The organism is Rothia similimucilaginosa (assembly GCF_029850875.1).
GTDB lineage: Bacteria > Actinomycetota > Actinomycetes > Actinomycetales > Micrococcaceae > Rothia.
The window spans coordinates 125,015-147,731 of the sequence record NZ_JAOVAM010000006.1 but is presented as its reverse complement, the minus strand read 5'-3'; the positions used below and the strand labels follow the sequence as shown (position 1 = coordinate 147,731).

The following is a 22,717-nucleotide window of genomic DNA, read 5'->3' as shown; positions in this document are numbered from 1 at the left end:
TCTACAGCCACTTCTCGAGGCGGTCCAGTGCAGTGAAGAAGCCCTCACCGTTGTTGATGTGGCCCTGCCAGATTTCGGGAATGAAGGATGCCTTCGGTGCCAGCTCACGCAGCTGCTTGCCCAGGGAAGCCCAGTCGACATCGCCTTCGCCGACCTGAACGCCCTCACCGTCAACGCCGGTGCCGTCCACCAGGTGCAGGTGGATGGACAGCGGTGCCAGCTGCTCAACAGCCTCCGACAGCGGAATGTTCAGGAAGTTGCAGGCCAGCATGGTGTGGGAGATGTCCAGGCAGAGCGCGGTGTCGAATGCACGCGAGAACTCTGCGGTGTCCTTCGGATCCAGGAACAGGTTGTGGTACTGTTGACCACCCATCAGCCAGGGGTACGGGGGCAAAGTCTGGGCAGCCAGGCGAACGCCGGATGCGTCCAGACGCTTCAGCGCCTCACCGATACGCTCGTACTTCTCAGCACGTGCAGCAGCGGGGATGTGGTTGTCCTTGGTGAAGCCACCCATGGTCACGACCATGACCGGGTCCTCCTCTACGGTGAAGTAGCGGGTCAGGTCACGGGTGATGTCAATAGTGCGCTGAACCTCAGCGATGGAGCGCTCCCACACCTCGGGGTCCTTGGACGCGAGGTCCACCAGGAAGTCGCCTGCGAACAGGTCGGGCAGGTGGGTGGTGAAGCCCATGTCCAGCTTAGAGTCAAAGACGTCGTCGATGTTGATCTCGAGGTCCTTATAGGAGAAGTGGAACTCCAGGAAGTCCGGCTTTGCCTCTTCGATCAGCGGCTTGTAGTCGTGGTAACGAACCGGCAGACCCCAGGGGCGGTCGAACTTGAAGTCGCGGCGGGTCACCAGATCGTCCTTCAGGTCGCCCTCGAAGAAGAACGAGCCTTCTTCAACGTCGCGCTGCATGGTGCGGCCCAGCAGCTGCGGCAGGTAGTTCGGCTGCAGGCCGCGGCCGGGGGACTTCACAGCAACATCAGCCTCGGTCACAACCTCGCCCTTAGCAATGTGGCGGGTCGCCACCAGGGACTTAGCCAGGTTCACGCGGTTCATCAGCTCACCGGTGGACACCTCGCGAGGAGCAGCAGAACCAATAGCGGCCTCAACCTCACGGATCTGCTGAACCATTGCCTTGAATTCCTCAGGCAGCAGGGAGACGGTATGGTCGTTACCCTCGAGGGTCTTGTCGGTGGTGAAGTGCTTCTCAATAATCTTCGCGCCGCGAGCAACAGCAGCAATCGGCACGTGGTATCCACGCTCGTGGCCGGAGTAACCGACCAGGCACTGACCAATCTCAGCCAGGCGGTCCATGTATGCCAGGTTGACGTCCTTGAAGGGTGCCGGGTACGCGGACTGGCACTGCAGCAGAGCGTAGGATGCGCCAGCGTTACGCAGCAAAGCCACGGACTCGCGGATTTCCTCTTCACGGCTCATACCGGTGGAAACCAGCATGGGCAGGCCGCGGGAAGCAACGTCACGCAGCAGCTCGTGGTTGGTGAGGTCGGCAGAAGCAATCTTCATGCCCTGGATACCGTAGTCAACCAGCGCCTGAACGGAGGGTGCGTCCCAGGGGGTGCACATGATGTCCATGTCGTGCTGCTTGACGTGGTCGAAGACCTCGTACATCTGGTCAACGGTCAGGGAGAATCGGGACAGCAGGTCCAGAGTGTACTGAACGCCCAGGTCCTCACCTGCGGTTGCTGCGCCGCGCTGGCGGTACAGAGCATCCATGTCGCGCAGCTGGAACTTCACAGCGTCCGCGCCGGACTCAACAGCCAGGTCAACCAGTTCCTTAGCGAAGTCAACGCTACCCTGGTGGTTGTTACCAATCTCAGCGATGATGAAGGAGGGAGAATCCTCGCTGATGGTGTGCTTACCGATGCGCAGGACATCCTGCTCATCGATTGCCAGTGCCACGAGGTGACCGCGCTCGTCGGTCAGCGGCACGTGGTTGATACCCTTCGCGAAGTATGCGCGCAGGGTCTCGGAATCAGCGTTAACCGGTGCGGTCTGCGGGTTGGTGTTCGCTGCCTCCAGCGCGCTGGTCTCCAGGGATGCGGTCGGGTTAGCAATCAGCCAACGACGGAAGTCGCCGTCAGAGAGCGAACCGCGCAGGATACCGGACTCGTTCACCAGGAAGATGATGCGCTGGCCGTTAGCAGAAATCTTCTGCAGTGCGTTGAGAATCGGGTCTTCAGCGAAGACCACGTATGGGGCAATATTGCGTTCAATAATCACGATTTTGACCTTTTTATTTGAATGTTTAGTTGAATGCCTGAGTGCCGGTCAAGCCGGGAGCGGCAGACAAGGTACTGCCGCGGGTGAAGGTTACTTTCCTTCGGCCAGGATCTGAGTGAGCTGGTGCTCTGCCACGGAGAAGTCAATCGGTGCGTCAATGTCGACGCCCTCGACCTCGTCCAGCATGAACAAATCAATGGTACCGCCGGGGTAGCCCGCCAGGCGGTTGTGGTGGTCCATGTACACGTGGGTCTTGGTGATGTACATCGAGCCGTTCTCACGGTAGCGGAAGGTTTCCTTGGTCAGCTCCTGGCGGCGCGGGCGAGCCATAATCTCGAACGCCGCAGTGGGCTCACCGTCAGCGTGCCAAGTCCAGATGAACGGACCAATCGGAATCACACCGACCATGGAGTCCTTACCGTTCTCCGCGAACTGGCGGACCGCACGAGCCAGGGTACCGGGCAGACGCACCGGGCTGGTTGCCTGCAACAGCATGACAGCCTCGGGTTCCCAACCGTTTTCGGTGTAGAACTCGATGGCGTGCTCGATGACCGGTTCGGTTGCGGTGGTGTCTTCAGCCAGGTGTGCAGGGCGCATGAACGGCATTTCAGCACCGTACTCGCGGGCGATATCAGCCAGCTCAGCATCGTCGGTGGAGACGACAACACGCAGTTCGTGCTCGCCGGCTACTTCTTCCTTAGTAGCCAGTGCCTGCTCGATAGTCCATGCGACCAGCGGCTTACCCGCGATGGGGCGCAGATTCTTACGCGGAATACCCTTTGAGCCACCGCGCACGGGGATGACGCAGAGAATACGCATTATGCCTCCAAAGTTTCAATCATGAGTTCAGCGATACGCTGTGCCGGTTCCTTCTTCGGCTGAACCGGCGCCGGGGTCGGTTCCTGACCCCACTGGTTCATGCCGTAACGGTCCCAAAATTCCACCAGCCATGCCGGCGGTGCCGGGTGGTAAACCCACGCCGGGATACCGCGGATTGCAGCCTCCAGAACACCGGTAGAGAAGATGGACACCACCGGGTTCGGTACCTCGTTCAGCGGGGTACCGGAGCGGTCAATGCGGATACCTTCCTTCTCCCACAGCTGGTGGGTCAGCACCGACAGCTTGTCCTTCTCGCTCGGGTGCGGACGGTAGCTTCCGCCGAACTTCTTCAAGAAGGAGCGCGAAGCGTACGCGAAGGATGCGCGCGGCAGTTCCGCACCGTGCATCTGGCCTAGGAAGATCGGTTCCAGGTCGTTCTGCTTCTGTGCCTCAGCACCGGTTGCCTTCTGCGACGCGAGGTAGAGCAGCTGCGAACCCACCGCGTGAGTGGTCACGTCGCGGCGACCCGATGCCCAGAACTCGGCGTCTGCCTCGCTGAAAGCCAGCAGGGTGCATCCGACCGGTAGCGGCGGCGCCTGAGGCACCAGCAGGCCGTGCTGAACCACCCAGTACTCAGCGCCAATTGCACGAGAGAACTCGTACGCTGCCGCACCGCGTGCGAGGTAGTGGCCCAGGGAGAGAACTACGCGCACACCGGGCAGAAGCTCCTGCAGCTGGTCTCCTGTCGCTTCCTGCTCGCTCCAGGCATCGCGGTCGTAACGTTCAGTGGCGTACTGGCCGTTGAGGTACTCCGAAGCGTCCTCAGGGACCCACAGGGCCACACCCACGTTTTCGAGGTACTTGAGCGGCTCCAATAGGGAGTTACGGCTCGTCGGCGAGAACGAATCGAGCACGATGAGCACGCGGGGTACGGCACCGCGGGTGTACAGCACGCCGCCGACGGGGCCTTCCTGTTCATCCGCGCCTCCGCGCAGACGTCCCACAAGAACGCGAGCCTCGCTCTTAGCCCATCGCAGGGTGTTTTGGCGCTTTTGCCAGGTAGCCCATGCGTCAATATCAACGGGATAGGTTAGGCCCATAGTTGCTCCAAGATCTTTACACGCTGATCGAAGGTGTGGTCGGCCAGAGTACGCTTCTGTCCGGCTTCACGAATCTGACGAGCCCATTTCGGCTCACGGAAAATACGGGTACAAATCTCGATGAGCTCATCAATGCTCTCGTAGACCAGAACCTCTTCACCAGGAATGTAGTAGCGATCCACATCGGCACGGTCAATCACCTGCAGAGCGCCCACGCCGGGAGCCTCAAAGGTGCGCATGGTGAAACCATCCTGGTTATTGTGGATGTTCAGCGTTGCCGGGGAGGACGCCATAATACCGTACGCCTCAGCGCGGTCAATATCGCGGCCTGCGGGCACACCGGAATCCTTGAACTGCTTAGTGCGCAGAATGTCGTAGGGGTGACGCGACCAAGCACGACCGTAGGCACGCACCGGCAGGCCAGCTGCAACCAGCGCCTGCAGGGTCTCCTCACGGTTGGGGTACTTAGCGCCCACAAAGTTGATGGAGTCCTCGCGCATGGGGACAACAGGGCAATGGGTGTCGTAGGCGTTGGGCATGTCGAACACCTCGAAGCCCTGCTCACGCAGGTGCTGCGCGTCCAGTGGACTGTAACTTGCCAGCGCGCCCAGGTGGTGCAGGTCCTCTTCGGTGTAGCTCATGCGGCGCATTTCATCGTAGAGCCAGGTACCGTAGCGAACACCGGAAGTCTCCAGCAGGTCCCACCATTCGCGGGAGAGCATATCGCCCTTAATGACCAGCACAATATCGGGGCGGAATTCGTTGAAAGCATCAATCGCCTTACGAGTAGCCTGAGCAGCGAAGCTTTCAGGGCGGTACTTCTCGGGCAGCTCATGGGCAAGCTTGTTGAGGATACGCTCGGGCAGAGTCCCCGGCGCATCGTAAATGTGGGTGCGCACTTCGTATCCGTGCACTTCCAGGGATGCCTGAATTGCCTTCCAGTACCCGTGGAATGCAGGTGAGAGCAGTAGAAGTTTAGGCTGAGTCATATGAGGATTGAATCCTGTCGGCATTTGCTATAAGAACCCGCAGGGTAGAACCGTGCGGTGCTATGTGTTGGAGTGAAGAGGAACGTAAAGTTTCACCTGCAACTTGAGGCAAAACATATCTATTGAAATTTTACAATGAAAGCAGGAGACGACACACTCGAGTGCACTGTGTCGCCTCCTACGTTCTATGTGAGCCTTCTTATGAAGAAGGCAACAAATTATGCGGAACCATCACGGTAAATTTCGGTAGTTTCGCCCCTAGTTCTCGTGGCGCTCTGCCTTGGCGATACGCTCCAGCTCGGTGGCGAGGAATCCACGAGCGTCCACGTCCTTATTGCGCAGGCCGCGCACCGAGTTCACCAAGAAGTTCGCGTAGCTGGTAGCGCGCAGAGCAACAGCAAGCTTCTTCTCCCAGCCCCACTTATCCGCATAAATGAAGCGAGCGGTGGTCAGCCACTGTACACGGCGCTCGGAGGGCGAAGATCCGCCTCCCTCGTGGGTGACAGTCACAGAAGGAATCAGGTAACGGTCCACACCAGCGTTCGAGAGGCGGTACTGGAAATCCACCTCTTCGCTGTTCATGTAGAAACGCTCATCCATACCACCAATGCGGTTGAAGGTCGCGCGAGGAACGACCATGCACGCACCCATAACCCAGTCGACCTTCGCGTCCGAGGTGCCGGTGCATGCTTCAACATCGTGGCCAACGCCGCGGTGCCACCAGTTGGTCGGCTTAAAACGAGCCAGCGGAGTGAACCATTCCCACGCCACATGCGCTGCGGTGGGGAACTTACGTGCCACCCACTGCTGCTTACCATCGTGGCCAATAATCTGCGGGCTAGCCAGCACCTCGCCGTGGCGTTCCACGGCTGCGAGCATGCGCGAGACGAAGGTTTTATCCAGCTCCAGGTCGCTGTTGAGGATGAAAACCCACTCACCGGTAGCGGCAGCAACACCAGAGTTCACAGCCTTACCGAAACCACCATTCACAGGGCGGCGAACCACGGTCACGCCCTCAACGTCGGGGAAGGGAGTGGGCGAAACGTCATCCGAGACAACGATTTCAATATCGGCGGGGTCAATACCCTGCTGAGCACGCAGAGTGTCAATAATGGCAAGAACCGGCTCCGGCTCGCCGTAGAAAGGAATAACCGCAGAAACACGGAGGGTATGAATCACAATAATGTCCTTTGAGTGAGGTGCCTAAAAATCACAATCGATAGAAGGCTAAATTATGGGGGGCGACCGTACTTACTTCTGCATACGATCACCCCCCATAGTTTCAATTAGTCGGGCAGCTGGCCCAGGCGAACGAGGTTCGCAAATTCTTCGTTGGCAGCCTGAACTTCCTTGAAAGTTCCCTTATTTGCGATGCGGCCCTGGGAGAGGTACACCAGCTGGTTAACGTTACGCACCGTGGAAAGACGGTGAGCCACGATAATGACCGTAATGTCCTTAGAAATACGCTCGATTGTCTTCGTGATCTTGTGCTCGGTCTCGTTGTCCAATGCGCTGGTTGCTTCATCCAGAATCAACACACTCGGGTTACGGTACATCGCACGCGCAATACCCACACGCTGACGCTGACCACCGGAAAGACGGTTACCGTTTTCGCCAATCGGAGTGTTAATGCCTTCTTCCAGAGTCCCGACAACGGGCATCAGCTCCGCCAGCTCAAGGCAGTAGAGCACACGGTCATCGTCAATGTGTTTGTCGGGGATACCGAAGGCAACTGCCTCACGCAGGGTGCCATTACCCAGGTAGGGATCCTGAGGGACATAACCAATCTTCTGGTACCAGGAAGGCAAATCAGTATGGATATCCTTACCCTGGCTAGAAATCGTACCGCTCGCCGGGATCAGCAGACCAAGAATCAAGTCAACCAGAGTAGTCTTACCCGAGCCGGAACCACCCACGAAAGCAACCGAGGTACCAGCCGGAACATCCAGCTGAATGTCCTTGAGAACATCCTTATCACCATCCGGGTAACGGTAGACCAAGTTATCGATCTGAACATCCACGAGTTCAATACCCGAGTTGATAATGGTTGCCGGGTCAACTTCACTCTTGGCTTTAACCATCTGCAGACGCTGCTCTTCGGGGCTCATTGAGCGGATAACCTTAGCAACCTCTTCACTAGCGAACTCGTTCGCACGAATGCTGCCCAGAGAAGCAACCATACGGGTGGCATTCGGCAGAATACGGATGCATGCGGTTGCGAAAAGCATCAGAGCTGGCAGACTATCGGCTCCCTGGGTCGATGTCATCAGACCCAAAAGACCTGCAATACCGACAATGAAGATAATTTCTAGAGCGTACTTGGGGAAATCAGCGAAGAAGGAAATATTCACATCGCTATTCACGCTACGCAGCGCGTACTGGCGGTACTCTTCAACGGTCAATTCACGCGAATTAGAAATACGAATCTCGCGAAAACCCTTGATGTTGTCGAAAAGCGAGAGGAGAGCGTCACGACCGGCACGAGCAGAAATCTCACCGTACTTAGCGTTTCCTTGACGCAGGAAGAACTGCATCACAGAGATAGTGATACCGAAATAAGCAAAGGCAATCAAAGCCGGAATCGGCATAACGCAGAGAATCATCACCAGCAACACAAGAACCGACAGTAGGTCACCGATGAAGTTAATAATTGAGCCGACGTAACCGCGGTAGGCAAAAACCACATAAGTACCAATCAGATACACAGTATCTTCAGGTTGGGACTTCCTATGATTGAAGTAGCTATCCTTCATGTAGTGGTTAAGGATAGTCGAAGAAGTTGCCAACTGCTGGTAACCGGTGAATTTCAGGCTCCAGCGCTTAAAGATGAGCGATGCAATGCCTTTAATGACAAAGACGAGCACCAGAACACTGCCCAGATAGAGCGCCAGCTCAGATCGCTGAGGATTACCAAAAGCATCCGAGAGAACAGCCAGATAGCCGGTAATTTCCGCGCCCATCGCAATATTCACGATGGGAAGAACAGCAGCAACACCGACCATCTCCATCAAAGACAGAACGAACAGGCCGATCAGGTTAAAGACAAGTAGCGTAAAGCTCCGTCCGGGAAAAAACAGGCGAAGCTTAGTATAAATGCTCTTCATTGGTCCTCGTTGGTGAGTGTACTCGCTGGCCCCTGAGCGAGAAGAAGACCAGCATTTCACGCCAATTCTAGCACGCACCCTCTAAACATTTTCAGCATCAAGCTTGTACTTTTGGTCATCTTTAGCGGAAAGAAGTACCTCTAATTCGTAGCTAAAACACAAGACATTTATGGGTATTCGCCACCCACAGGAAAAGGAACCCTTGAAGGTGCAAGTAACTCGGTATGATAGATACTATTCATTCAACCAACCCGACACTTCCGGCTTCCCTGTTCACTGTTGGGTACGTCAATTAGAAAAGGCTTTTTGATGGGCATCTTCAACATTAAGTCCCTCAAGGACAAGTACACGTGGGGCTCCTCCGAGGACAAAACCAGCTCCGCAGAAACTGCTGAGGAGCAGCAGGCAACCGCCGCCTCTCTCACCGAAAATATTGCTGATGGAGTCCGATCTCTCATTAAGAGTAGCCCCGAGCTGGCAGGCAAGAACCGCCACGGGATAGCCAGTCGCACCATCACCCCCGACGACTCACTCCGCGAAGCTATCGGAGATTACGAAGTCTATTCCCCCTCCGAGGTAGCCGCTCAGGGAGTCACTCCCGAAGAAGAGCTCAGTGCCGACGGCACTGCAACCGTCTCCGCACAGCCCCTCACACACACCGATATCAAGGCTACCCCCGATGACATTCTCGACGTAGACTGCAAGCCCGCAAGCTCCGGTATCATCCGCGTGGCCCAGCACAACGCGCCCACCGTTGATGCCGAAGAACTCGCCAACCCTGAAGAAGCCAACAGCCAGAGCGCAGGAAACGCACAGTCCTCCCCCGCTACTAACTCCCGCGGCGAACGCACCCCGCTCTTCAAGTTCTCCCCCAAGACTCTCAACCGTACAGACAGCACCGGCAAAGACGGTCTCTTCGAAGCACTCTTCGTGTGCACCGGCAACATTGCCCGTAGCGCATCCGGTGAAGTGATTTCCAAGCACCTCGCCGCAGAATACGGCCTGGAAGACAAATGGATTTTCACCAGCGCGGGCACCGGCGCACTCGTCGGTCACGGCGTCTACGAGCATGTAGCCAACGAACTTATTGAGCGCGGCTACAACCCCGAAAGTTTCGCCTCCCGACAGCTCAACGGTCAGATTATCGAGAACGCCACCGTCATCCTGGTCGCTGAGAAGGTACACGCCGACTGGATCGTTCGCGAGTGGCCCCAGCACCACGCCAAGATCAAGCTACTCAAGCAGGCTGCTCGTATTCGCGAGGATGCACGCCGCGCCGAGCCGCTCTCTTACCTCTACGCCTACGGCGCCCGCCCACTTGATAGCGACAAGCTGGAAGACCCCTACCGCCGCGGCCCCGCAGCAGCGAAGGTCGCAGTGGACGAAGTGGAGCAGTCCTTGCGTGTGATTCTGCCCTGGCTCGCACAGGCACACCGCTAAGCGTACGACTCTAAATACAGCACTAACCCGACTGAAACAGATCTCTGTTCCAGCCGGGTTAGCTTTAGTCTCCGCACAAGAAAGTCCCCCACCGACCACGGTCAGCGGGGGACTTTCTACATGCTCTGAGAAAGCTTAGTGATCGAAAATCTCGGTTACAGAACCCTCATCGAAGACCTCGCGAATAGCACGAGCAATCAATGGAGCAATGGAGAGAATAGTCAGGTTATCGAACTGCTTCTCTTCCGGCACGGGCAGGGTATTGGTCACGACGACCTCCACAGCACCGCACTGAGACAGGCGCTCAGCAGCCGGATCGGACAGAACCGGGTGGGTTGCTGCGATGATAACTTCCTTTGCGCCCTTGTCCATGAGGACCTTCACAGCGCCAGCAATGGTGCCGCCAGTGTCAATCATGTCGTCAATCAGCACGCAGGTACGGCCTTCAATGTCACCCACAACAGTCTTAGAAACAGCCTGGTTAGGGACGTTGATATCGCGGGTCTTGTGCACGAATGCCAGTGGTGCGCCGTCCAGCAGATCAGCCCAGTGCTCCGCTACACGCACACGACCAGTGTCCGGGGATACGACGGTCACGTTCGACAGATCTGCAACGCGCTCACGGATGTGCTTAGCCAGCACCGGAATCGCGAAGAGGTGGTCAACCGGGCCATCGAAGAAGCCCTGAATCTGCGAAGTGTGCAGATCCACGCACATCAGGCGGTCAGCACCCGCGGTCTTATACAGGTCCGAAATTAGACGTGCCGAGATGGGCTCGCGACCCTTGTGCTTCTTGTCCTGACGAGCGTAGGGGTAGAAGGGAGACACCACGGTAATGGAACGAGCGGATGCACGCTTGAGCGCATCAATCATAATGATCTGCTCCATGAGCCATTCGTTGATGGGTGCCGGGTGAGACTGAATCACGAAAGCGTCTGCACCGCGCACCGACTCCTCAAAGCGAACGTAGGTCTCGCCGTTGGCGAAGGTGTATGCGGAGGTGGGCAGCAGGTCGTGATCAAGCGCCTGTGCAATCTCCTCGGCAAGCTTAGGGTGTGCTCGACCGGAGACCACTACAAGCTTACGCTCACCGGGATTGGTAATCTCGCTACTCATGGTGTTGTTCTTTCCTCGAATTAGAATTCTGCCGGATCCTGAGCGCCAGCAGCCTTAGCAGCCTCGGCGGGTTCGGTACCAGCACGGTTCTTCAGAACCCAGCCATCGATAGTACGCTGGGAGGTCTCAGAGTAGGCGAGGGCGCCCGCAGGAACATCCTTACGGATCAGCGCGCCCGCGCCGGAGTAGGCACCATCACCGACGGTAACAGGTGCAACGTAAATGCCTGCAGCACCCATACGGGCGTGCGCGCCAATAACGGAGCGGCTCTTCACCAGGCCGTTGTAGTTCGCGAAAATCGAGCCAGCGCCAATGTTGGCACCCTCACCGATGGTGGCGTCGCCAACGTAGGACAGATGCGGAATCTTTGCGCCATCGCCGATCTGCGAATTCTTAGCCTCGCAGAAGGTGCCAAGCTTAGCGTCCTTGCCCAGGGTGGTACCGGGGCGCAGGTATGCGAAGGGACCAACATTTGCGCCTTCACCAATGACAGCGCCGTGACCGTGCGCGCGGATGACGGTAGCGTCAGCCTCAACGGTCATATCGGTCAGGGTGGTGTCCGGACCAATAGTGGCACCGGTAGCGACGGTGGTAGAACCGTGCAGCTGCACACCGGGCAACAGGGTTACGTCGTTCTCAATGCTGACGGTGACGTCAACCCAAGTGTTCTCAGGATCAACGATGGTCACGCCGTTACGCATGTGAGCCTCAAGGATGCGGTTGTTGAGCATACGACCCAGCTGAGCCAGCTGCACGCGGTCGTTAGCGCCCTCGACCTCCCAACGGTCCTCAATAGCCAGAGCGGAGGTGCGGTAGCCCTTAGAACGAGCGATGGACAGAACGTCGGTAATGTACTTCTCGCCCTGTGCGTTGTTGGTGGTCACCTCGAGCAGTGCCTCGCGCAGAACAGCGGCATCAAAAGCGTAAATACCGGAGTTAATTTCGGTAATTTCGAGTTCTTCTGGGGAAGCGTCCTTCGCCTCAACAATGGCGGTCACTTCGCCAGCCTGGTTACGGACAATACGACCGTAGGCGCCGGGCTCATCAATATGGGTGGTCAGGACGGTTACGGAGTTCTTGTCTTCTTCGTGGAAGGCAATCAGTTCGCGCAGGGTTTCGGGGCGCAGCAGAGGAACATCGCCGTAGGTCACCAGGACGGTGCCGGAGACGGGTGCCTGCGCATCCAGGGCATTCAGACCGACCTCAACCGCGCGACCAGTACCCGGAGTCTCGTCCTGATCAACGATGGTTACCTCAGGGTCAAATGTAAGCACATGCTCAGCGACCTTATCGCGCTGGTGGCGTACCACAACAGCGAGGCGCTCGGGGTTCAAATCTCGTGCAGCAGCGACAGCATGCTCAACCATGGATCGACCACCAATGCCGTGCATGACCTTGGGGGTAGCGGACTTCATGCGCGTACCAGCGCCTGCAGCGAGAACGATCACTGCAGAGGGTGCCAGTTCAGTGTTCACTGGGAAGACTCCTTAGACGAGGTTGCAAGAGTGAGGAGTGAGCGCGGACCGATAACTCTCTATCAACGGTGCCGTTGAGTGCTTACGCTCCGCCACTAGGACTCGAACCTAGACAAACGGCTCCAAAGGCCGCTGTGCTGCCATTACACCATGGCGGATTATCCTTACATTCACGACAAGCCCCCGCTAACGGGTCCTCATCGTCATGGCCGCAATTTTGGGCACAGAACAACGCAATGCAGGAAATGCTTTCCTCAGTTTATCAAATATCTGTGCTCAACTTAGCCGCACACCCCGCAATCCCCACAGCTTGTCTCACCGCCATCAAGTACCCCCTCATCAAAATTTGGAGCGCTACTTGAAGTAAAGACTCACCCTGTACCCTAGAAGGCGTGGCACATCTACTTGGCGGCGAATCGCTGCACCTCGAATTCCCTACCCGAACCATCTTTGAAGGCATCACAGTCGGCCTGAACGAAGGCGACCGCATCGGCATTGTCGGTCGCAACGGCGACGGCAAGTCCACCCTCATGAAGATTCTTGCCGGCCGGCTCGAACCGGACTCCGGCCGGGTTACCGTGCGCGGCGACACGCGCATCGGTTACCTCGACCAGTCAGACATCCTCGACGACAACCACACCGTCGGCTACGCAATTGTGGGTGAAACCCCCGAATACGAATGGGCCTCGCAGGCACGCATCCGCGATGTCATCTCCGGTCTGGTCTCTGACCTTCCCTGGGATGCACCCATCTCTTCACTCTCCGGCGGTCAGCGCCGACGTGTAGCAATCGCCTCACTGCTCGCGCAGGAGTGGGACGTGCTCATGCTCGACGAGCCCACCAACCACCTGGATGTTGAAGCCATCACCTGGCTCGCCAACCATCTGAAGTCCCGCTGGGCAAAGAATGCGGGCGGCCTCATGGTCGTTACCCATGACCGCTGGTTCCTTGACGAAATCTGTACCGATACCTGGGAGGTGCACGACCGCATCGTCGAACCCTTCGAGGGCGGCTACGCGGCGTATATTCTGCAGCGTGTAGAACGTGACCGTCAGGCAGCCGCAGCGGAGGCGAAGCGTCAGAACCTGATGCGCAAGGAGCTCGCTTGGCTGCGCCGCGGTGCGCCCGCGCGTACCTCCAAGCCGAAGTTCCGCATTGATGCCGCCAACGCCCTCATTGCGGACGTTCCGCCGGTGCGTGACACCCTGGAACTGAAGAAGATGGCAGTCTCCCGCCTCGGCAAGGACGTGGTCGACCTCGAGAATGTTTCCGTCGTCTATGACGACCCCTCGATGCCCGGCGGCAAGCGTCCCGTGCTGAAGAAGGTCACCTGGCGTATTGCCCCCGGCGAGCGCACCGGAATCCTGGGCGTGAACGGCGCGGGTAAGTCCACGATGCTCTCCCTGGTAACCGGTGATCTGAAGCCGACCGAGGGTCGCGTCAAGCACGGTAAGACTGTGAAGATTGCGACCCTGACCCAGCAGCTCGATGAGCTCAACGAGGTCGCTAACGACCGTGTCTCGGATGTGATTGGGCGCAAGAAGCGTAGCTACATTGCCGATGGTAAGGAGCTATCCACCTCACAGATGCTGGAGCGTTTGGGCTTTACGAGTGCGCAGCTGTCCACTCCGGTCAAGGACCTTTCGGGTGGTCAGAAGCGTCGCCTGCAGCTCATGCTGATTCTGCTGGATGAGCCGAACGTGCTGATTCTCGACGAGCCGTCCAACGACCTGGACACCGATATGCTCGCGGCCATGGAGGATCTGCTGGATACCTGGCCGGGTACCCTGCTGGTGGTCAGCCACGACCGCTACCTCATGGAACGCGTGACCGATCAGCAGTACGCCGTGATTGACGGTTCGTTCCGTCACCTGCCCGGTGGTGTGGACGAGTATTTGGCGCTCTCGGCAGCCGGTACTGGCGGTTCTGCTGCCGGTAGCGCGCAGGCACGTGCCGTCTCCTCGGCGCAGGCTTCTGCTGAGCCGGATACCCCGAAGGTCTCCGGTGCCGAGCTGCGTGCGGCACAGAAGGAGTCCGGTGCGATTGAGCGTCGCCTCGCCAAGCTCACTGCTGAGCAGGAGAAGCTATCCGAGCAGATGAGCGCGCACAATGCCGCTGACTACGCCGGTTTGGCGGCGCTCGGCGAGCAGCAACAGGCACTTCAGGATGAGATTGACGAGCTAGAAATGCGCTGGCTCGAACTCTCCGAACTGCTGGGCTAACGCCAACTTCATATGCCATATGTAACAGCGGATTTCTCATCTGCTTCTGCAGGATACCGCCTCGTTTCGGGACGATATCCCGTTACTATAGGTATTAGCTTTTAACACTTTTAGGGAGTAATTTTCCCGCTCGCCCTTATGAAGGTATCTATTGCTCAACACTCTCAAACAGCTCAAGCATCAGCATTTTCTGAAGCAGAAAACCAAGCGTCGCGCGGCACGCATTGAAAAACTCCGCGCTGCTGGCGTCTCCATTGGTGACGGCACCTACGTGCATCCCAGCTCCGAAATTCTTCCCGGTGCCCAGATTGGCGCCGGTTGCTGGGTCAACCGCGATATCTTTATCGACCGTGCCGCGCAGATCGGCGACCGCGTCTACCTGGGACCGCGCGTTACCCTGTGCACCGCAAGCCACGAGATGGGCCCCTCACGCCAGCGTGCAGGCAAAAATATTGAGGCTCCCATCGTGATTGGTGACGGTTCCTGGCTTGGACAGAATGTATCTGTCATTGCCGGCGTGACCATTGGCGCCGGATGCATGATTGCAGCGGGTGCCGTAGTAGTCTCCGACTGCGAGCCGAATGGCCTTTATGCTGGTGTCCCTGCCCGCCGTATCAAGAAACTCGGTGAATAATATGAGCGAAAAGTACGAGTACGAGGCATCCGTCGTCATCCCCGCATACAACGCAGCCCGCTTCATCACAACGCAGCTGGAGGCTCTAGCTAAGCAAACCACCACCCGCTCTTTTGAGGTGGTCGTCAGCGATAACGGCAGTACCGATAACACCATCGCCCTGATCGAAGCCTTCGACGCCCCCTATCCCCTCCGATGGGTGGATTCCAGCAATATTAAGGGCCCCGCCAACGCCCGTAATGTCGGCGCATGTGAGGCACGCGGCAAGATTCTCGTCTTCTGCGACTCCGACGACTATGTAGAAACCGGATGGCTGGACGGTCACTTGGCGGTCCAGGATGAGCACGGTCCGGCACTTGTTTCGGGCGCCAACCTGCACAACGACAACCCCGTCGAGGTGCTCAAGGCCTACGGTGTTCCGCTCGACTCGGACGAGAAGGTCCTAGCGAATCCCTCCCTGGTAGAGACCGAAGCGGAGATCCCTCCCTTCGCGGGTTTCCTGCCCTCAATTACCGGCTGCAACTTCTCCGTTCCCCGCGATGTATACCTACGTATCGGCGGCATGGACTGCAGCTACATCGCGGGTTCCGAAGAGACCGACTTCTCCTGGCGAGTCAGCCAAACTGGTATCCCCTTCTACAAGACCTACGCCTCGCTGGTGCGCTACCGTCTCCGCTCCACCCCGAAGAAAATCTTCCGTCAGCAGCGCAACTACCAGCACTACCGCATACTCCTGTGGATGCGTTTCAAAGATCAGGGTATGAACGGCCCCAGCATCAAGTACTCGGTCATAGCCCTGGCGAAGTCCCTGCCACTTCTACTCTCCCCCGCCACTCGCCTGGTGGGTGCGCGAGAAGCCGGTGCGAACCTGGGTGCTCTTGAAGGAATGTTCCAGTACCGTTTCCGTGCGGTTCACGAACGTCAGCTCATGAACAACCCCTAAGCGCGCATAGAAGAATGCCGGTTCTAGATATCTAGAACCGGCATTCTCTTATATTCAGGTTTATATTCGCGCCCTAGACTAGCGCTGAATCGAGGCGAAAACTTCTTCCCAACGGCGAACAATATGCTCCGGGGTGTATTCCTGAGCCTTCTGGAGGCAACGCTCGGACTTCTCCTTACGTTGCGCATCATCGCCCATCGCAACACGCAACTGTTCGGTCAGCGCTTCTATGCTACGCTCCTGAGCCAAGTAACCCACCTGGGGAAGCACATCACGCAAAACCCAGCATGAGGGGTACGACACCATAGGAGTACCCACACGCATCGCCTCCTGCAGTGCCATCGGTGCACCCTCAAAGTCTGAAGCACCAATGGTCAACGACGCTTCGGCATACGCCTCAAGTACCTGCTCAGAGTTCAACGGCCCATCCACCACGATACGCTCAGCCAGCACAGAATCCAGAGAAGCAATACGCTCCTTCAGCTGACGCTCAATCGCTTCACCACCGCTACCGTTAAGCTTCAAAATCCACTCGGGAAACTCCGTCGCACACGCGATAAAGCTCTCTAGGATACGCATCAGGCCCTTCTCCTCAGAGTAGCGGCCGATATACTGCACCACCGGTTTCTTCTGCTCAGCCAACGCCAGAACCTTCCGCTCAACGGCAGGGTCCAACGATGCGTTCAGGTTCGATACGGCATCCACCGGGCGGTTCAGCCACTGGGCGAAAAGCTGCGCGTCACCTTCAGAAAGCGCAACGAAAGAATCAAAGGTATCGGAAATCTGACGCAACTCTTTCTCTGCGTCCAGACGGTATGAGCTGTCATAGCTACTATGGAACTCGTATAGGTAGCCAATCCCCTGTTTCTGAGCAGAGCGCGCATAATCCACCAGGTACGTGGCGATACTGGTCATCGTCGTCAAAATGACAGTCTCCTCGCCCAAAGACTGCAGGTAACGACGGGTACGCACCGCGTTGTAACGGTCCCACAGCGCGGTAAATCCCTTTTTGGCAGTCAGCACAGCGCCCAGGGGGCCGGGGTTGTTGTACACCAGATTGTTATGAGTGGTCTTCGAAACAAGCGAACCAGATCGAACAATAAAATCAGGAGTGACTGCGTCAGGGTTATCTCCCATATTGTCGTAGAGAGCCAGGTAGCTAACGTTGTACCCTGCTTCTTCGAAAGCCCTACCCAAAATCCTGTTAACTGTCGTAATACCGCCAAGAAGGCTAAAACGGTCCTGGGCGACAACAATATTTTTAACCTTCATCGTATCCTCCCTTTCAATCAGAGAACGGTAGAAGTCAGTGAGTGATAAATCGTTATCTAGTGTGACAGATAAAAAAGCTATGCACTAGTTACTTCGGTAGCTACAGCATGGTTGCCCGCAGCGCGGAGAGAGGCAGCCAGAGCCTCCGCCCGAGCCTGCGAAGAAACCAGCAGAAGCACCGTCGGACCGGAACCGGACACCAGGGACGCGTACACGCCCTCGCTATCACACAGGTTCAGGGTCTGTTCCAGCTGCGGGGCGCACGAAAGTGCGGGAGCCTGCAGATCGTTATGTAGCAGCGGTGTCAAGGAGGCGAGCGCCGCCTCTGAACCGTCGTAAGAGTTCAGTGCTTCGAGAAGCTCTGCGGGTTCTAGCAGCTCACCGGAGGCGGGGTACAGCGCCGAGGCGCGGCCGGCGTCCAACTGTTTGAAGACACTGGGGGTTGAGAGGCCAAACTGCGCGGCAACAATCACCAGATGCAGGGGTTTCCGAGGAGCCGCAACGTTCTGCAGCTCGGTACCGGTCCCCTGCCCCAGTGCGAGGGTCTGCCCGAGCGCGGCACGCACGCTAAAGGGAATATCGGCGCCCAGTTGCGCGGCAAGACGTTCATAATCTGTCTGGGTCAGGAGCGCCCCGGTGCGGCCGGTTGCGTGCAGGTAGCGGTCTGTAGCAATGAGGGCGGCAGCTGCATCCGCTGAGCCGCCTGCCATACCGCCTGCCACGGGTACAGCCTTCGCAATATGCAGGTGCAGCGCCGGGGCAGATTCGATACCGTGCTCCGCAAGAATCAGCGCAGCGGCACGATACACGAGATTCCGCTCATCCATCGGCACAGCGGCAGAGTCGAACTGCCCCGCCTGCATCTGCTGATCCACCAGGGAGCCGGGCACAATATCCATGCTCAAGCTCAGCCCCGGTATCTGCCTCTCAGAGACCGTGATGGTCTCCATCAAAGAGACCGCCGCAAAAAGCGTAGTCAACGGGTGGTAGCCGTCCGGACGAACATCCCCCACGGCAAGATACAGGTTGACCTTACCTGGAGCATCAACCGAAATAGCGACCTGGGAGGCGGTACTCATCAGCGTATACACCTTTCGCGCGGGAACTCGCGTGAGAACGTTAGTGAAAAATTCAGAGCGGGAAGAAGCTACTCCGTTACAGGCTCAGCCGGGACAGTCAGCGAAGCCTCCGCAATGCGGATAAAACCGTGAATATCCAGCTTCTCACCGCGCTCCGTCGGAGCGATACCGGCAGCCATTAAAATCTGCTCCGCACGCGCACCCGAGCCCGCCCAGGAGCTCAACGCAGCGCGCAGAGTCTTACGGCGCTGAGCGAAAGCGGCGTCCACAATCGTGAACACCAGGTCGCGGTCAACGGTGGAGAGAGGCTCCTCGCGCATACGGAAACCCACCAGGCCCGAGTTAATCTTTGGTGCAGGCCAGAACACGTTCTTGCCAATCACGCCCGCCTTATACACCTCGGCATACCAATTAGCCTTCACCGAGGGCACACCGTAGATCTTCGAACCCGGGGTCGCCGAAAGACGGTCGGCGACCTCGTCCTGAACCATCACCATGGCGTGACGAATGCTCGAGAACTGCGCAAATAGGTGCAGAAGCACCGGAACCGCCACGTTATAGGGCAGGTTCGCCACCAGGGCGTCCGGGGTGCGGGGCAGCTCGGTGACCTTCAGAGCATCCATGAGCACCACATCAATATCGCCCGCTTTCTCGGGGCAGAACTTCTCAATCGTGTGCGGAAGCTGCTGAGCCAGCGGCGGGTCAATCTCAACCGCAACCATATCCTTCGCAGCATCCAGGATGCCGAGGGTCAACGAACCCAGGCCCGGGCCAACCTCCAGCACCGTCTCCTCCGGTGAAATCTCTGCCGCGCTGACAATACGACGAATCGTATTCGGATCAATCACAAAGTTCTGCCCAAGAGTCTTCGTCGGGCGAATACCCAGCATCTCGGCAAGCTCACGAATCTCAGCGGGGCCGAGCAGGGGCAGATCGTTCACGGTGTTCCTTCGGTAGGTGTAGGTTTCTACACTCCAGGTTACCGTGCCAGGCGACGCTTCACATCTTCAACGGTAGACAGCAAGGCGTTCTTAGCGTTGGCCAAACGTGCCTTCGGCGCTAGCAAAACACGCAAGCGACCAATAATGTTATTAGCTTGCAGACCCCTATACAGCGTTTCAACGTGGCGAATGCCAAGGTCTTCGATGAGGCTAGAGCCTTCCCAATCGCATAGGCCGGGCTGTACGTAGCGCACGTCCATGCCCCATTCCTCGTACAGGGGGTAATCATCAGCCACAGTACCCGGCATTCCCTTATCAAAATTCTTCAGAAGAAGTTCAGCACCGGAACGCGAAATTAGGTATAGACCAGTACCGGTCAAGCGGGTCAGGCTGTATTTCCCTCCCATACGGTATTTACCGTATACGAACGGGGAGAGCAAAGAGATACGAGGATATTTCACCCGCGGGTTCATCTTACCCGCTTCGAGCGCGAGTGCATCACAGAGGACAACCATCTGGACATGCGGATACTTAGCAATAATATTCTGCACTACGGGCTCAGCATCTGCGGAGATAATAATGTCGTCCTCAGCAATGAGGGCCCAGTCAGCATCGCTTGCCAGAAAATCACGCCACATATTCAGGTGGCTGAGCATACATCCTCGTTCGGCGTTCTTCGGGTCACGATGCCAACGGGATCGAAAAAATTCGACATCAAATTCTTCATCAGTGACGTGGCCGTCAAGGTTATCTACGGCAGAGTAGCGCACAAAATCTTGGGCAGGCGCACCCGCCGAATAGAAAGATTCAAAGCGATTCTTATTGTCCATGCCAAGGACGTATTTTAGGACTTTTGCCATGATGTTCCCTTTTCTGTGGCACGCCCATACAGCCTTAGCGTGAAACCACATGAGCCCTGCATGAGTTACCAAAGTCTTGACTCGACAACAACATATACGGGGCACGCCGAAAGCGCACGCGTATTATGGCATAATGCCTAGTCAATGAGTGAATGATATGTATAAAATAGTCTATCACCCAGCCTAAGATAGTCCCAGCAACTGGTACACAGTTTCCTGTTATGTCTCACACTTTGTGCACAATCTCACACGCAAAATCTGAAAATACCCGTCAAAAATCTCTCTCCACCACACATGTGACGAAGAGGGACTTCATATAGAGCTTGCTTACTTCGGTTTACCCAGGCGCTGCTTCACCTCATCAAGAGTAGCATCCAGGGCGTTCTTTGCATTCACCAAACGCATCTTCGGAGCCAACGCAATACGCACTCGATCCAGGGCGCTCGAACCCTTCTGATTCTCAGCCAGCATCTCCAGGTGGCTCTTACCGGAATCCAGAATGACGCTGCTACCCTCCCAATCGCACAGACCGGGCTGCACGAAACGCACATCCACACCCCACTGCTGGTACAGTTTGTAATCATCAGCTACGGTACCCGGGGCCTTATTCTCAAACTGCTTGAGCAGCAGCTCAGCGCCCGAACGGGAAATCAAGTACAGACCGGTGCAACCCAGGCGAGTCGAACCGTACAGCTTGCCCATACGGCACTTACCATGCACAAAAGGAGACAGCAGAGACAAGCGAATATACTCCACACGCGGGTTCATGGTGCCCGCCTTGAACGAGCACGCATCGCACAGGTTCACCAGCTGAACCTGCGGATACTTGGTGATGATTGCATTCACCACCACCTCAGCATCCGGAGAAATAAGGACGTCGTCCTCAGCAATCAGAGCCCAGTCCGCATCTGATGCGACGAAGTCCTCCCACATCTTCACGTGGCTAAGCATGCAGCCACGCTCAGCCGGGGTGGGGTCACGATGCCAGCGGCTGCGAAAAAGTTCAACATCAAATTCTTCATCGGTCACATGATTATCACGGTTATCCACCGCAGAATAAGGCACGAAATCCTTCGCGGGTACGCCAACCGAATAGAACGATTCAAAACGATTCGCGCCATCCAGGCCCAGAACATACTTCAGAATCTTTGCCATAGTATCCTCCTAAAACACCAGCCATGGGGTGCTACACATAAACTCTTGTCGGGATGTTCGCAGCACCAATTATTGAGGCACTATACGCACCTAAATACTGCAAACCAAATCATGGTATAGCTATCTGAGTGAGTTGTTTGTAGTCGCTACAGTCTAGCACGCAGGCACGCACCGCGAGGCTACCCAGAATATCTATCCGCTACAGACTGTACGCGCCTACCACTGACCGTAAACCCGCTCCGAATTCTCACGAATACGGCGGCAGAGCGCCTCCAAATCCTCACCGCGATGAGCCGCCATAAAACGCACCGTATAGTTCGTCATGTAGGACGCATTCGGGCGACCACGGAACGGATGCGGGGTCAAGAACGGGGCATCAGTCTCAGCCAGCATCAGCTCCGGACGAGCCATCGCCAACGACTCCTGAATACCCTTCGAATTCTTGAAAGTCACCGTGCCGGCAAAGCTCATATACCAGCCGCGCTCATTGCAGATCGCCGCAAGCTCCGGGCCACCCGAATAGCAGTGGAACACGGTACGTTCCGGCGCACCCTCTTCATCCAGGATGCCTACAACGTCCTCGTGCGCGTCACGGTCATGAATCTGCAGCGCCAGGTTGTGCTTCTTCGCAATGCGAATATGCTCACGGAAGCTGTAGTGCTGCGCATCCATGCCTTCCTCACCTGTGCGGAAATAGTCCAGGCCGGTCTCACCAATAGCGCGCACACGGTCAGCGGTGGCGAGCTCGTCGAGGGTGGCGAGCGCCGCATCCAGCTGACCGGCTGCAGCCAGCTCGGGGGCGGTGTTGGGGTGAATCGCAATAGCGGCGAGGACACGCTCATCAGACTGCGCGGCGGCGACCGCGTATAGGGAGGAGGGGATATCGCATCCGACCTGCACGATGGCGGCAATGCCGAGCTTTTCACCGGCGTCGAGTGCGTCGCGGGCGCTGATTTCTACTTCGCCGTCGAGCAGGTCCATGTGGGTGTGGTTATCCACGATGGGGTACGGCAGCGGCTCGGGGGCAGGCGGGAAGACCAGATTGCGGCTACGGCCGTTCTCGCCGGTGGTGGAGCGGCGGCGGGTTCCTTCTCCTCCTTCGGCGTCGCTGATGCCGGTGTAGAGTTCCGCCTTATAGGGTGCGGGTACTTCACCGGGGACAGGCGCCCAGCCGTTAGGCAGGGCGGTTGCCTGGAGTGCCGCGGGGGTAGGCAGGGTGTAGTTCGCCAGGGCAGCGAGGGAGTTCAGGTACTCCTGGGTGATTTCAGGACCGGGATGGCTCTGACACATTGATAAATCCTCGGGATAAAACTGCAGGGTAAA

At 57.3% G+C, this 22,717-nt stretch carries 18 protein-coding genes and 1 tRNA gene; 4 read left to right on the top strand and 15 right to left on the bottom strand.

Annotated elements, in window-relative coordinates; genetic code table 11:
* Position 1: 1 nt before the first annotated feature.
* The 6 genes from QFX05_RS06155 to QFX05_RS06130 all read right to left on the bottom strand — a co-directional run bounded on the left by QFX05_RS06155 (position 2) and on the right by QFX05_RS06130 (position 8,257).
* Positions 2–2,245 carry an N-acetylneuraminate synthase family protein gene (locus QFX05_RS06155; protein ID WP_279741822.1) on the bottom strand — a complete coding sequence of 748 codons (2,244 nt, stop codon included), beginning with the start codon at positions 2,243–2,245 and terminating at the stop codon, positions 2–4.
* A 90-nt stretch (positions 2,246–2,335) separates the two neighbouring features.
* On the bottom strand, positions 2,336–3,064 hold the full coding sequence (locus QFX05_RS06150; RefSeq protein WP_279741821.1) for an acylneuraminate cytidylyltransferase family protein: 729 nt from the start codon (positions 3,062–3,064) through the stop codon (positions 2,336–2,338).
* On the bottom strand, positions 3,064–4,164 hold the full coding sequence (locus tag QFX05_RS06145; RefSeq protein WP_279741820.1) for an RNA-binding protein: 1,101 nt from the start codon (positions 4,162–4,164) through the stop codon (positions 3,064–3,066). Before QFX05_RS06145 ends, QFX05_RS06150 begins: the two co-directional genes overlap by 1 nt.
* On the bottom strand, positions 4,155–5,153 hold the full coding sequence (locus QFX05_RS06140) for a CgeB family protein (protein WP_070686303.1): 999 nt from the start codon (positions 5,151–5,153) through the stop codon (positions 4,155–4,157). The genes QFX05_RS06145 and QFX05_RS06140 overlap by 10 nt, the downstream gene beginning before the upstream one ends.
* Positions 5,154–5,411: 258 nt before the next feature.
* Entirely contained in the window at positions 5,412–6,332 is a 921-nt protein-coding gene (locus tag QFX05_RS06135; RefSeq protein ID WP_279741819.1) for a glycosyltransferase family 2 protein, read from the bottom strand.
* A 107-nt stretch (positions 6,333–6,439) separates the two neighbouring features.
* Positions 6,440–8,257 (bottom strand): ABC transporter ATP-binding protein, encoded by a 1,818-nt coding sequence (locus QFX05_RS06130; RefSeq protein WP_279741818.1) that lies wholly within the window; start codon positions 8,255–8,257, stop codon positions 6,440–6,442.
* A gap of 309 nt (positions 8,258–8,566) precedes the next feature.
* Here QFX05_RS06130 and QFX05_RS06125 point away from each other — a divergent pair, with 309 nt between their 5' ends.
* Positions 8,567–9,697, top strand: a complete 1,131-nt coding sequence (locus tag QFX05_RS06125) for an arsenate reductase/protein-tyrosine-phosphatase family protein (protein WP_279741816.1) — start codon at positions 8,567–8,569, stop codon at positions 9,695–9,697.
* A 135-nt stretch (positions 9,698–9,832) separates the two neighbouring features.
* Here the strand turns inward: QFX05_RS06125 and QFX05_RS06120 are convergent, their stop codons facing one another.
* The 3 genes from QFX05_RS06120 to QFX05_RS06110 all read right to left on the bottom strand — a co-directional run bounded on the left by QFX05_RS06120 (position 9,833) and on the right by QFX05_RS06110 (position 12,446).
* On the bottom strand, positions 9,833–10,813 hold the full coding sequence (locus QFX05_RS06120; protein WP_279741815.1) for a ribose-phosphate diphosphokinase: 981 nt from the start codon (positions 10,811–10,813) through the stop codon (positions 9,833–9,835).
* Positions 10,814–10,833: 20 nt separating this feature from the next.
* Positions 10,834–12,288: a bifunctional UDP-N-acetylglucosamine diphosphorylase/glucosamine-1-phosphate N-acetyltransferase GlmU gene (gene glmU / locus QFX05_RS06115; RefSeq protein WP_279741813.1), complete on the bottom strand. Its 1,455-nt coding sequence runs from the start codon at positions 12,286–12,288 to the stop codon at positions 10,834–10,836.
* Between the two features lie 87 nt (positions 12,289–12,375).
* Positions 12,376–12,446, bottom strand: a tRNA-Gln gene (locus tag QFX05_RS06110).
* A gap of 234 nt (positions 12,447–12,680) precedes the next feature.
* Between QFX05_RS06110 and QFX05_RS06105 the strand changes: the two genes are divergently transcribed.
* From QFX05_RS06105 to QFX05_RS06095, 3 genes are all read left to right on the top strand, one after another.
* Complete coding sequence (locus QFX05_RS06105) at positions 12,681–14,510, top strand: ABC-F family ATP-binding cassette domain-containing protein (RefSeq protein WP_279741812.1); 1,830 nt, start codon at positions 12,681–12,683, stop codon at positions 14,508–14,510.
* A 151-nt stretch (positions 14,511–14,661) separates the two neighbouring features.
* Positions 14,662–15,144, top strand: a complete 483-nt coding sequence (locus QFX05_RS06100; protein ID WP_158676576.1) for an acyltransferase — start codon at positions 14,662–14,664, stop codon at positions 15,142–15,144.
* A gap of 1 nt (position 15,145) precedes the next feature.
* Positions 15,146–16,087 (top strand): glycosyltransferase family 2 protein, encoded by a 942-nt coding sequence (locus tag QFX05_RS06095; RefSeq protein ID WP_105360761.1) that lies wholly within the window; start codon positions 15,146–15,148, stop codon positions 16,085–16,087.
* A 78-nt stretch (positions 16,088–16,165) separates the two neighbouring features.
* Here QFX05_RS06095 and QFX05_RS06090 read toward each other — a convergent pair whose 3' ends face one another.
* From QFX05_RS06090 to QFX05_RS06065, 6 genes are all read right to left on the bottom strand, one after another.
* Positions 16,166–17,359: a glycosyltransferase gene (locus QFX05_RS06090; RefSeq protein ID WP_105360760.1), complete on the bottom strand. Its 1,194-nt coding sequence runs from the start codon at positions 17,357–17,359 to the stop codon at positions 16,166–16,168.
* 77 nt (positions 17,360–17,436) lie between these two features.
* Entirely contained in the window at positions 17,437–18,438 is a 1,002-nt protein-coding gene (locus QFX05_RS06085) for a 4-(cytidine 5'-diphospho)-2-C-methyl-D-erythritol kinase (protein ID WP_279741806.1), read from the bottom strand.
* 68 nt (positions 18,439–18,506) lie between these two features.
* A complete protein-coding gene (rsmA, locus tag QFX05_RS06080) occupies positions 18,507–19,379 on the bottom strand; it encodes a 16S rRNA (adenine(1518)-N(6)/adenine(1519)-N(6))-dimethyltransferase RsmA (RefSeq protein ID WP_070686282.1) in 873 nt (290 codons plus the stop codon).
* Between the two features lie 38 nt (positions 19,380–19,417).
* Positions 19,418–20,209: a glycosyltransferase family 25 protein gene (locus QFX05_RS06075; protein WP_279741802.1), complete on the bottom strand. Its 792-nt coding sequence runs from the start codon at positions 20,207–20,209 to the stop codon at positions 19,418–19,420.
* A 357-nt stretch (positions 20,210–20,566) separates the two neighbouring features.
* Complete coding sequence (locus tag QFX05_RS06070; RefSeq protein WP_279741801.1) at positions 20,567–21,394, bottom strand: glycosyltransferase family 25 protein; 828 nt, start codon at positions 21,392–21,394, stop codon at positions 20,567–20,569.
* Between the two features lie 216 nt (positions 21,395–21,610).
* Positions 21,611–22,684, bottom strand: coding sequence for a TatD family hydrolase (locus tag QFX05_RS06065; RefSeq protein ID WP_279741799.1), 1,074 nt, complete (start codon positions 22,682–22,684; stop codon positions 21,611–21,613).
* Between the last annotated feature and the right edge of the window lie 33 nt (positions 22,685–22,717).